The sequence below is a fragment of the Okeania sp. SIO2F5 genome, assembly GCF_010692685.1.
Taxonomy (GTDB): Bacteria; Cyanobacteriota; Cyanobacteriia; order Cyanobacteriales; family Microcoleaceae; genus Okeania; species Okeania hirsuta.
In genome coordinates, this window is the sequence record NZ_JAAHGU010000021.1 from 1 (window position 1) to 12,445 (window position 12,445).

At 36.4% G+C, this 12,445-nt stretch carries 7 protein-coding genes and 1 pseudogene; 1 reads left to right on the forward strand and 7 read right to left on the reverse strand.

The annotated features are described in order from the left end of the window. Positions 1 to 21: 21 nt before the first annotated feature. The 5 genes from F6K27_RS10485 to F6K27_RS10505 all read right to left on the reverse strand — a co-directional run bounded on the left by F6K27_RS10485 (position 22) and on the right by F6K27_RS10505 (position 5,733). Positions 22 to 207 carry a hypothetical protein gene (locus F6K27_RS10485; RefSeq protein ID WP_287276196.1) on the reverse strand — a complete coding sequence of 62 codons (186 nt, stop codon included), beginning with the start codon at positions 205 to 207 and terminating at the stop codon, positions 22 to 24. 147 nt (positions 208 to 354) lie between these two features. After that, positions 355 to 897, reverse strand: a complete 543-nt coding sequence (locus tag F6K27_RS10490) for a DUF411 domain-containing protein (protein WP_287276198.1) — start codon at positions 895 to 897, stop codon at positions 355 to 357. A gap of 359 nt (positions 898 to 1,256) precedes the next feature. Next, positions 1,257 to 1,823 (reverse strand): multicopper oxidase family protein, encoded by a 567-nt coding sequence (locus tag F6K27_RS10495; protein WP_287276200.1) that lies wholly within the window; start codon positions 1,821 to 1,823, stop codon positions 1,257 to 1,259. A 41-nt stretch (positions 1,824 to 1,864) separates the two neighbouring features. Then, a complete protein-coding gene (locus F6K27_RS10500) occupies positions 1,865 to 2,719 on the reverse strand; it encodes a multicopper oxidase family protein (protein WP_287276201.1) in 855 nt (284 codons plus the stop codon). Between the two features lie 533 nt (positions 2,720 to 3,252). Further along, positions 3,253 to 5,733: an NB-ARC domain-containing protein gene (locus F6K27_RS10505; protein ID WP_287276202.1), complete on the reverse strand. Its 2,481-nt coding sequence runs from the start codon at positions 5,731 to 5,733 to the stop codon at positions 3,253 to 3,255. Positions 5,734 to 6,071: 338 nt separating this feature from the next. On the opposite strand from F6K27_RS10505, the gene F6K27_RS10510 reads away from it, so the two are divergent. Then, positions 6,072 to 6,239, forward strand: a complete 168-nt coding sequence (locus F6K27_RS10510) for a hypothetical protein (RefSeq protein WP_287276204.1) — start codon at positions 6,072 to 6,074, stop codon at positions 6,237 to 6,239. 202 nt (positions 6,240 to 6,441) lie between these two features. On the opposite strand, the pseudogene F6K27_RS34315 reads toward F6K27_RS10510, so the two are convergent. Both F6K27_RS34315 and F6K27_RS10530 read right to left on the reverse strand, forming a co-directional pair. Continuing rightward, a pseudogene (locus F6K27_RS34315) lies at positions 6,442 to 8,605 on the reverse strand (SUMF1/EgtB/PvdO family nonheme iron enzyme). A 445-nt stretch (positions 8,606 to 9,050) separates the two neighbouring features. Then, positions 9,051 to 12,146 carry a UPF0182 family protein gene (locus F6K27_RS10530; RefSeq protein ID WP_287276208.1) on the reverse strand — a complete coding sequence of 1,032 codons (3,096 nt, stop codon included), beginning with the start codon at positions 12,144 to 12,146 and terminating at the stop codon, positions 9,051 to 9,053. Between the last annotated feature and the right edge of the window lie 299 nt (positions 12,147 to 12,445).

A 12,445-nucleotide genomic window follows, 5' to 3' on the forward strand; every position in this document is an offset into this window, starting at 1 on the left:
TGGTGGCCTACTGATGATTTGTCAAGTGCTTGAAGAGTAGCGATCGCGGTAGCGTTGCGTAGCAATATCGCTCCGGGCAATTATTTTTCTTCCTCCTCTATTATACACAAACGATGCTACCGGACATGATATAAACCGACGACTAAATTCATAACGCAAACACATTTCTAATTCAATGATGTAAAAAAGAATGTAGAGACGTTCCATGAAACCTCCCTACAAATAGACATCTCCAGAAAAGAGGGAATAGGTATGGAGAGGGAAATAACTGACAAGTTCTGTATGATAATTGATTTTATTTTTTATTTTTGGAGATGTCTAATTGATTGGTTCTAAATTGATCTATTAAGAATTCTAGAATTTATAGGAATTAAAAACTTGAGTCTGACCATCTTTTTGGAAGGCAAAAACATTGAAAGATTCTTGACGATCGCCCATTTCCATACCAGGAGTACCAATAGGCATTCCGGGAACGCTAATTCCGGCAATATTTGGTTTCTTTGCTATTAAATTTTTTACGTCTGCCACTGGGATATGACCTTCTACGAGATAACCAGCAATTTCACTTGTATGACAAGAAGCCAAATTTGAGGGTAGATTATATTTTTGCCGAATAGTTTTAATTTCTGACTCTGGTTTAACAATATCAGTGACTTGAAAGCCGTTTTGCTTGATATGTTCCACCCACCCCTTACAGCATCCGCAAGTGGGAGTACGGTAGACAGTAATATTAAGTGCTTGTGATGCTACCTCTGTTGTGGATAAACCAGAGTTATAGACAGTTTGAGCTGTTTTATTTAGCGTGGAATTCTGGGGTAAACCAATAAAAGTCCAATATGCAGTACCCAAAACTCCGGCAACTGCCACACCAGCAACTATAGCGCTGTGCGCAGGCAACAGGCAACAGCTCATCTGGCAACAGGCAACAGGGGGAGTAAATTGCCGATAATAAAGACTTTTAGCTATTTAGCCCCTCCTGCGATTTGTAAAGATACCAGCGCTCATTGCTATAAAGACTGTATCCAATTAGAGAAAAATTTTTTCATCACCATTGCCTCAAATAATCTATAAGTGCTTTTTTTGATTATATAGCAGAAGAAGGAAGGAACAAGGAAGAAGCGGTGCGACCCCGCGTCGGCGACAGACATAAGGGAATGCGCACCAAGAGAGGAAGAAGGAAAGTATTACCTTGTCTGAGTTTTAGAGCTTCTCAATCTGTATGCGCCCTTTACTTCGACTGCTATAAACCTTCTACTTCAAGCCTGAATTTCTAGATTACCCATCATTCCTAAATCTTCATGGTCGAGAATATGACAATGGTAAACAGTCTTTCCAGGAAAATCTCGGAAAGGCATTCTAATCATGGCTTTCTCTCCCGGTCTCACCAATACCACATCCTTCCACGCAAGATAGGGTTCTGGTTTCCCATTGCGACTCACAACTTGAAAAGCATTGCCGTGAACATGAAAGGGATGATCCATCATACCTGTGTTAATTAATTCCCAGTCTTCAACTGTATTAAGCTGAACTTGAGTATCAATTCTTGCTAGCTGATATGGTTGACCATTAAACAGAAATGCCATGCCTTTACCGGGTATCATGCCATGGTTCATCTGAAAACGACGTACCTTTTGAGCTTTTGGCAATGCTTCTACTGGTATTAGTTTGCTTGGCAATGGTACAGCAGCAACCTTGGTGTCATAAGTCACGGTTGCTAAGACTTGTGGTTGATTTTCAGGAGCATTCCTCCCCATCATACCTCTTCCTATCATACCTCTTCCCATCATCCCCATACCTACTCGTTGATAGGGCAAGTTCAACAAGCGATATTTTCCGGGTTCTCGGTTGGCTTGTATTAAGATATCTACTCTTCTCCAGGAGTTAATAACAGTTCTGACATTTCTATTGGTTCAGTTAATGCTCCTCCATCAGTAGCAATTAAATAAAGTGGGTGTTCTTCTAGAGACAACTGATAAAACCGGGAAGTGGAAGCATTGATAATTCGTAACCGTAACAAACCTTGAGGTGGAATTGTCAAGTTAGGGTTAGACTGACCGTTAACGGTAATTAAATCTCCCTCTCTTCCGGTCATAATTGAAAGTTCCTGGGATGGCAGTAAATTTCCTCGTCGGTCTAGAGCAAAGTCTTGCAATACTAAAAATTTTTCCTCAGCCGCCTTAACTTCTGGAATTTCATCCAACTCTCCCCGAACAATAAATAATCCTGCCAACCCACCAAAAAGTTGTTCTGCTGTCAAACCATGGAAATGAGGATGATACCAGAACATTCCCGCAGGATGATTTTGAGGAATTTGGAATTGATATGTTAGGCGATCGCCTTGTGCAATTTTCAGAAATACGTTATCAGCGTTTCCGGTGATGGGAATATGTAATCCGTGATAATGGATGTTTGTAGGTTGTGGTAATTTGTTGGTAAAGTTAATCCTAATTGTATCTCCTGGTTTTGCTTCTAATCTCGGTCCGGGAATTTGTCCGTTATAGTTGAATACATAAGCTTGTTGATTTCCTAGATTTATTTTATTAATACTGGCTATCAAATTTACTTCTAAAATTCCATCTTGGCTTTGGTTAATTTTATATTCGGATGAAAATGTTTGGAACTTTTCTTGAGTATTATCGTTGCTACATTGAGCTATTAAAACAGCAATAGCGCTACTAGAACTTAAGCTTAAAAATCTTCGACGGTTAATTTGTTTCATAATATAAATTTGTACTATAGCGCTAGGGAACAGGGAACTGTCATTTCAGTTATCAGTTGTCAAAGGGTTTTAGGATTGAAAAATGTCCGTTCCAAATTATTGTAGTGCTATAAATAATATTAGTATAACAGGAAACAGTAGATATCTCCAATAATAAAAAATTAAATCAATTATTATCCATAAATCATTAATTATTTCCCTCTACTGCCCTGCTCAACAAAATGTAGAAAAATTTTTGATAAATGGTATTAAATAACTGTAATGAACAATCTTTTCCCAAACTCGTAGGGATGTTGCATACAACATCCCTACATTACGGTTAATTAATGTTACTTGATATAATGTTTAGTCCTGGAATTTTGGCAGTAATTTTTTATTATTTTTAAATTTAAAAACTTGCTTTTACCTTTTAGGGAGATTCCATGGAACATCCCTACAAGATTTTGCTTGTGAAGATGTGGTTCATCAATTTGAAAAGCGCTGTAAAAGCAATAGCTGATGGCTGAATTATTACAAAAAATCAGATAAATTCCCTAAGTTTTATATGCAAAGAAAGATACTATGGGCGTACAATAAAATTGAGAATCTACAAACCCAACAAAGCTTAATTGATTAATACTTAGACTAACAGGACATTCAACCTCATAAAAAGTAGGAGCTAAAAATTCATACATATCAGTTGATAATAAATCTAAGTTAGTAGAGGATTGAAGAAAATTTTCGGCTAACCAAGTATGCAAACATTCGCCAGTAGAAATATCCCAGAGTTTAATAGTTTCATCTTCACTTCTACTAGCAATAGTTTGATTATTCTGACTCCAAACTAAGGAATCAATTCGAGCTTTATGTCCTTCAAAAATATGAAGACATTTACCTGTATTAATATCCCATAATCTTACTGTTCGATCGCTGCTACCAGTTGCGAGAAAATTTCCATCTGGACTCCAAACAATAGAATGTATTTCTTGAGTATGACCCTCAAAAACTAGATGTGGCTGATGATTCACCATTGACAACAAACGAATCTCTCCCAATTTATCCGCGATCGCTAAAAAATCTTTATTTGGACTAGAAGCTATGACAGAAATATTACCCAATGTCGGTATTTGGATTTTTTCTAACAACACTTGACAGTCTAAAAGATTTTCATCTTCTTGTTTTAGTGGTTCTAAGCAAGTTTGGTCAGACAAATTTACAGAATTAGTAGGACAAACACAAGAACTACGATCTAGCAACTGTGAGTCATAACTTTCATGGCATTTTTGTTTATCTGCTTGACTAATAGCAGGGCAAAGTTTCCCAGGAACTATTGTACAATAGTTAGAAGATTTCGAGTTAACTGTAGATAATACTTCAATAGCTTTTTGGGAGCAGGTATTAGCAGATTTATGAGATTCTATTTGACAGGGAGAAATGTCACCTACCATTAAGTCAATCTGTAGTTTCATGCACAGGTTAATCAGATTTTCAATGCCATAACCACATAAAGAAGTTTCACTTGCTTGTAGCTTGTTTAAAATTAATAATAATTGTTGTTCTAGCGCTCGAGTAGAACTAAATATTGTGCTGAGTTGTCTGGCAATAGGTTCTATAATCAGCTTATTTTGTCGTTCTTTAATATAGCGCTTGCCAGTAGTAATGATTAAAGAATGACTGAGAAATAAGTCTAAGTTGGCAGTAGTTAACTCAGCAACAACCTGTTCAATTAAATAGTGAAGAATATACTCCATTACTACAGGTTCGACTGTATACATACTTGATTTTTTCTTGACTAGAGAGCGCCAGATGAGAGCTTCTAAACTTTCTAAGAGATTTGCTTTGGAAATTGCTGGCACAATATCGGTTTGCAATTTTTTGACATTCGTCCAGTCTTGGTTAATTGCCAACCAAACTATGATTTTTTTTTCTAGCTCTGAGAGACGCTGAAAGTGTTGGTCGAGGAGGCGACGAATACCATTGAAGGTGGTTGTGCCATGTTGCAGAAATTCTGACAGGTCTCCATCAAATAAGTCTGTGATGGAACTGGTGACAATTTTTAAGGCTAGGGGACTATAGCTATAATATTCACTGAGCTGTTGTTTTTGTGTTTCTGAGCCTAATATTTTGTTAGTTTTTAGTAAGGCATGGGCGACTTCTTTAGACCCCAATAGTTGTAGGGAGCGTACTGCTGCATCTATACTTTCAAAGGCTGCTACTTCCGGAGGTTTTTCTCGACTGGTGAGGATGAGACTGCTAGAGTGAGATGTTTCGCCGATTAAATGAAAGAGTTGACTGTAGTCTTTGTAGCCAGGGCGATAGTGACCTGTACATCCAGTTTGTAAAATGCTTTCGACACTATCTAAAATTATTAGGCAACGTGAGTTGCGCAAGTATTCAATTAGTTTGCTTAGTTCTCCTTGAGTACATTCTTGCTGGGATAAAAATGACACTAGTTGAGTGAGAATTGTTTCTAGGGAGGGAGCATGGCGGAGCGATCGCCAGATTATATAGTCAAATTCATTCTGTAGTTGTTGGGCGACTTTTGCTGCTACTGCTGTTTTACCAATGCCTCCCATACCTAGTAATGCTACTAAACGACAGCCATCTCCGATAATATATTGTTGTAGTTGATTTAGTTCTTGAGAGCGTCCGTAAAAAACAGAAACATCTATGGCTTCTCCCCAATCAATTTTTGGTTTAGACAGTGTTTTTTTTGTTTCTGTAGAAGATTGGAATATATATTGTTGAATGTTTAGTTCTGTTTTGGCAAGACATGATTTGTGAGTACCAAATTTTTGTCTCAGCAGAGCGCGAAAGTTTTTCTTGGTTACTTTTTCGTCTAAGACACCAGAAAGACTTTGCCATAAGTTTGCAGCTACTCCTTTTATGTAGTCTGGGTCATAACCTGCTTGCTCGGCAATTTCAGAATATGCTTTACCTTCCCATGCTTGAGAAAATACTTTTCTTTTTACAGCGTTTAAGGAGCCTGGAGGTAGAACTGTCTCCAGAACTTCCAATGCTTCTTCGACTTTCATTTTTACTTAATATTTTGATATATTTTTGATTCTATCTAAGTTGATGTGATTTTACTGTTACTTCGGCGACAGCTTAAAACCTAATCTACATATTTAACTTTTTAGTTGAATAAAAAGTCATGCATGGGTACGAACAACACCAAATCATTACATAGTACTATAATTTTTTTGCCAATGCAAGGGGAAATTCTTTTCAGTGCCGACTTTTTTGGCAGCTCAACAAAATGCAGAGGTTCTGTTTCTGGGCAAAATTCTTGCCTTGTTATTGAATAGTCAAATCTTCCTACCACCCACTTTTTCTTCATGGGTGCTTCTCGCAATGAAGTTTTGCTCTAAGTTTGAGCGATCGCTCAAATGCGGAAGGTCGTTCTATCGCTTCTCTATTTCTCCTGACTTTTTCCGAGTGCTTCACAGGATGTTTGATCTATAATCAAAGCGATACCCATAACCTAGAGACTTTTCAGTTATCAGTGAAAAAGGCGATCGCTTCTGCTAAGGCAACATAATTATCCGTACATCCGTGGCAAAATCTGTGTCTGGCGATGTTTTGGCGTTGAATAAAAAGTCATGTATAGGTACAAAAGATCCAAAATATTACATACTACTATGATTTTTTTGCCGATGCAAGGGGAAATCCCTTTCAGCACCGATTTTTTTAGTAGCCTCACAAAATGCAGATTAATCATCCCGACATCCATCGGTGCATCCCTAGCAAAATCCTTGTCTTACTCTGACTTCTCCCACTCTGAAAAAAAATTTTCCCCGCTTCGTGGGAAGGAAAGAAAAAAGAAAAAGAGGGTAAAGGGGAAAAGGGGAAAAGAGAAAAGGGTTACAGAGTTCTCTCCCGCCTGAACACACAAGACGAAAACCAACAAAGTTGATGAGGTCGTCGCGCCAATAGTTGATGATGCGAAACGCGGAACGGCAAGGATTAGGACCGTCGATCCAGGATCCACCACGCAGCGGTGAAAGATTCTTATTTCCATCTAACCAAACACTTCCATCTGTAGGCGCTCCATTATAATTATCATGCCAATTATCAGCACACCATTCCCAGACATCCCCGTGCATATCGTACAAACCAAAAGCATTGGGTGGAAAAATTCCCACATCTGTTGTTTGTTCACGATATTTTCCTTTCGGTGCATTACCATAAGTATAATTTCCATCATAGTTAACTAACTCAGACGTTATAGTTTCGCCAAAATAAAATGGTGTTGTTGCTCCTGCTCGACAAGCATATTCCCACTGACTCTCACTAGGTAAACTATATTTTTTACCCGTTATTTCTGAGAGTTTCTGACAAAACTCTGTCGCATCGTTCCAAGTTACCATTTCTACAGGGCGACTTGCACCTTTAAACCTAGAAGGATTATTTCCCATAACTGCTTGCCATTGTGCTTGAGTGACTGGATACTTTCCCATGAAAAATTCTGGCACATCGACATAATGTTGCGGACCTTCATTATCTCTTCTCCCTGCTTCTGTCTCTGGAGAACCCATGAGAAATCTACCTCCAGGAATTTTTACCATTTCTAGGGAGACTCCATTGCCAAGATTTTCTGTCATTACTTCTGCTTGATGTTGACGGCGACTTATTATTTCTCCTCTACTATTAACTGTGACGGTGCTAAATGTCTGAATAGGAAATTTTGGTCGTGGTGGAGGGGGAGGTGCTGGAGTTGCTTCGGGAGTAGAAATATTTTCTGGAGGTGTTTCTGGTATTGGTTGGGGAGCAGGAATATTTTCTGGAGTTGTTTCTGGTATTGGTTGGGAAGTCGGAATATTTGGTCGGGAAGTCGGAATATTTTCTGGATATGGTTTATTCCCAAAACCTCTACTTAATATTGCTGCGACAAACCCACTTCCTGCTAAACCTCCTAATATCAATATTTGTCTTCTGCTTTTATTAGGTTGGGGTGGAGGGTTTACTACTACTGTTTTTGTTTGACTAACTTTTGGTTAGGTTGGGGTGGAGGTTTTACTACTACTGTTTTTGTTTGACTAACTTTTGGTGCTGGTGTTGGTTGTGGTGTGGGTGGTGAAGTTGTAAAACCTAAAGCTTCTAAGACTGCCGTAGGATTTTCATAACGCATGGGAAAATATTCATGTACCATCCTATCTAATACATTTGCCAGACGGTTACTTACTTGTGCTTCATTTCGCCAGATACATTTCCAGTCTTGGAGTCTTTTTGTAAGTTGTGGGGATCTTTTCCTGTCAGTGCTTTTATTCCTACCATTCCCACTGCATAGATATCGCTACTCAGTTTTGGTTGACCGTTACTTTGTTCGCCTGGCATATATCCAGGTGTTCCGACTGCTACAGTAAAAGTAGTCGTTCCTTTTTGGTAAGTAGTCAATACACTTATTTCTTTTACTGCGCCAAAGTCTATCAATACTATTTTTTGATCTGACTTACGACGCATCAAATTTTGTGGTTTGATGTCTCGGTGAACAATATTATTTTGATGAGCTACTGCTAATGCTTCTAAGATTCCTGTGAGTAAGGTGATAGTGTAAGACTCGCTTAATTTTTTCCCCGGGGTCAGTTCCTTACTTATATCGTGCCCTTCTATATATTCTTGTACTAGGTAAAATTCTTTTCCTTCCTGGAAATGAGCAAATAATTTTGGTATTTGGTCTGAGTCTTTGCCTAATTTGTATAAGGTCTTTGCTTCTGTCTCAAACAACTTTTGGGCAACAGGCAAAACTCCTGGGTCTGAACTTTTAGGTTTGAGATGTTTAACTACACATTTCGGATTTTCTGGTAGGTCTAGGTCTTGAGCTAAGTAGATATCTCCAAATCCTCCACTTCCTAGAGGAGAGTCGATAATTTTGTAACGTTGTCTCAAGATTTTTCCAGACTGCATTTTCAGTTATCAGTTATCAGTTATCAGCTTTTTTAGTTATTAGTTACCAGTTATTAGATTTCTTCTTATTCAGTTATCAGTTATCAGCTATTCTTCAACAATTAGCAATTAAAGAATTCAACTCATTCATTATTAATGATTCTTTATTTTAGTGGGCAAGTATAGTTTTTTGGCCTAAGTTATTTGAGTATATATGAGCGCACTTTTTCCATCATAAGTATAATACCATGTCAAGTTTTCTTGTCAACCCCCCCCCTTTTTTCAGTTATCAGCTTTTTCAGTTATTAGTTATTAGTCTAAATAGAATAAATTTAATTTCTTCAGGATTTACGCACGGAAACTAAATCCAGTGAGGGCGAATGCCATTCGCCCCTACATATGGCGTTTTCAAGGTTAATTTGTGTAAGTCCTGTTCTTCCTTCTTCCTTCTTCCTTTTTCACCGACCTATTCCAAAGGTGGCACAACTAAGGGTTGTTCTAATGGTTCTACTTCAAAAACTTCTTTTAATGCTTCATCTAAAGTTGGTTTCATTACAATTCGGTTTTCATAAGAAACAATAACTCTAGCTAAAGTTGGCAAACTATTTTGCTCTGCTTCTAAATAAATCGGTTCCACATAGAGCAAGGATTGATTAATTGGTATTACTAATAAATTTCCTTGAATTGCTTTCGATCCTTGACGATCCCAAAGAGAAATTTGCTGCGATATTTCTGGATTTTGATTAATCAAAGCTTCAATTTGTTCAGGACCATATATTAATCGTTGTTTAGGGAATTGATATAAAAGTAATTTACCGTAATTTGGTGCATCCGATCTAGCTGCTAACCAAGCAATTAAGTTATTACGACTTGCTGGAGTATAGGGTAGAAAAAGAATAAATTCTTCTGAAGTTTCTGCTGGTAATTTTGTAATTAAATAATAAGGTTCTACTTTCTGCTGTTGATTACCATAAATCTCAATAGGTACTCGCCACAAATCTTCTCGATTATAAAATACACGGGGGTCATCCATGTGATAAGTTGCCAATAGTTCGGATTGTACTTTAAATAAATCTACTGGATAACGGATATGAGCATAGAGACTTTTTGGCATTTCTGCTATGGGAGAAAACATATTAGGAAAAACTTTTTTCCAGGTTGTAATAATTGGGTCTTTAGGGTCAGCAACATAGAATTTTACTGAGCCATTGTAGGCATCAATTACAACTTTTACTGAGTTACGAATATAATTAAATTCGTTATTTTCTGGGTCAGAATAAGGATAGCGATCGCTTGTAGTATAAGCATCAAAAATCCAGTAGAGGTAACTGGGAGTTGTTTGAGTAACATCTTGTTTGCCGAATTGAGGATTAGCTACTACTAAATATGGGTCTTGGTCATAACGCAAAAACGGGGCAATCGATCGAACTCTGGCATTAATATTGCGGCGATATAAGACTTTAGTTGTAGGTATAAATTTATTAGTGAATAACATTCTCCAGTTCTTCAAATATTTAGCAAATACCCATCTTTTCCAGCTTGTACCGATGACAATACCACCACTGCCACTATAAGTGTTATAGGTATTTGTTTCTCCACTGGGATAGTCTAATTCTCTATCTTTTTCCGCAGTGGAAGTAATGACATGAGTATTGGTAAGTTCTCCATAATAAATTCTAGGTTTACCAATAGGAATACTGAATCTAATCCTTTCTAATACTTCTAAGGTACTATTCTTTTTAAGAGTTGGATCTGGTCCGATATTTTTAACGAAATATTCTGGTAATCCACTTTCTTCAACTTGATTAACTGGAGAAAGAGTAAAACCATAGCCATGAGTATAGACTAAATGTTCATTGACCCAAGTTTGTGCTGGTTGAGGCACAGATTCATAGTTTAGTTCTCTAGCTGCGATGATTACTTGTTGTTTTTCGGTAGGATTATTTTTTGTTCTTTCTTCTTTTTTCTTCAGGAATGTATAGCGGTCTATATCGGCATTTTTAAATTCATAATATGGTCTGATTTCTTGTAATTGTCGATTCGTTTGTAAAATTGGTCTTGTATCCCAAAGGCGAATATTTTCAATGGTTAATTTATTATTTATTAAGTCAGTATAGGTAAGTTTATTTTCTGGGTCAAATAGTTTTACTTCTAATTTTTCTGGATCGAAATAAGCTTCTCTAGTAAATTTAATACTACGTTTAATATATGGACTTTCTCGTTCTATTTCGTTAGGTTGTACGATGGTTATTTGTACAATTTCTGGTAATAACCAACCAGTTACTGCTGCGATGGCTAAATACCATGTTAAGATAGCTCTTAATGAATAGCTATTAGCAAACAGTTTTGCACTCAATTTTATCTTTTTTTTCCTTCTTCGACTCAAACGTAAAAATCGGAGACTGGCTTCAATATAAGGTTGAATATCTTTAATAGAAAAAATTGCTTGCCAAAACAAAAATAATGCAATTAATAATGCTAAAAATGCCAAAAATATATAAGCAGGAAGCTGAACTTTGACATCTGTGTAACCAGCACCATAGATGACACCACGCTGAGAGTAAAGCAATTCAAAACAAGCTAGAAAGTAACTATATGCTATGGTTAATATAAAACCTCCACCTAAAGCATGAAGATGCCGTTGTTGTTGTTGGGAAAATTGATGAAAATTGCCTTTACTTAGACTATTTCCAGACAATAAATAGATGAGAGTGCAAGCAACCAGTCCATATAAAAATAATCCGACCAACCAAAATTTTAATAATTGTAAAACGGGAATTTGAAAAACATAAAAACTGATATTTATATGAAATAAATCTTCTCTTTCAGGAAAGGGAGTAGCATTAAATAGTTGTAATATATTTCCCCAATGACTCGAAAGAATAAAACTAAAAACTAAACTTAGTACTATCGCAAATATACTTAACCATAATATAGGATTAACAGTGATAACAATACCTAATACAATAAATAATCCTAATAGCCACCAGTTAGACGGTATTTGACTGAATATTTGCCAAATTGATTCTACGCTCAATTCTGAAGGAATTTGTGGAGATACCTTTGCAACTGTGAAATCAGGATACCAGTAATCAGTAAATACCTGAATATAATGGGTTAGAATCAGTCCTATTAATAAAATTAATCCTAATACTAAACATAACAACCAGCCTAGACTAAATGAGGGTTCAATACGCAATTTACTTGATGGCATAGTTACTGGTGGAATTAGCATTATTTCTTCATATACTTTGGTTTTTCGATTGTGATTTTTTGGATACTTAAATATACTCGCTAGTCTGAGATTTGCTAAAAAGAAGACTGATGTAACTACAAAAGTAATTATCCATAATAAAGTTTCTGTTTGCAATTTAGTTATTAGTACGGGCAAATAATTAAGTTCTTCAAACCATAAAAATTCAGCCAATATATTAGTCGATAAATCAAATGCTGCCCACAATCCTAAGAGAATGACAAATATAATTAATATCTGTATAAAGTTGAGTTTTTCTAGTGCTTTGTATGACCTAAGTTTTAGCTTGTAAATAATATTTAATTTCATGGTTTATAATTTTAGATTAGTTATTTTATAGCAATTTTATTGAGTTTATCTACACTTATATCATGTCTGGTTGAATACTTAGACTTTGGAGAAAGAAAGGTAGAAGGCAGAAGAGAAGAAAAGGCTTGAAGGGAAAAAGTTTTTTGATCGTTAATTATCCGGATATGAGATTATACCAAATTAATAAGAAGCTGCATAGAATAATATATTGATTGGGATTGAGTGTATATCGAGATAGACAAGTTAATAAATTTCATAATTGTGTGCCACCTCACATAAAATTTATATAATATCAAATC

Bases quoted from the DNA above. Each gene is read 5' to 3' on its own strand.
- F6K27_RS10505 (WP_287276202.1), bottom strand. From the start codon at position 5,733: ATGAAAGTCGAAGAAGCATTGGAAGTTCTGGAGACAGTTCTACCTCCA.
- F6K27_RS10500 (WP_287276201.1), bottom strand. From the start codon at position 2,719: ATGAAACAAATTAACCGTCGAAGATTTTTAAGCTTAAGTTCTAGTAGC.
- F6K27_RS10485 (WP_287276196.1), bottom strand. From the start codon at position 207: ATGGAACGTCTCTACATTCTTTTTTACATCATTGAATTAGAAATGTGT.
- F6K27_RS10530 (WP_287276208.1), bottom strand. From the start codon at position 12,146: ATGAAATTAAATATTATTTACAAGCTAAAACTTAGGTCATACAAAGCA.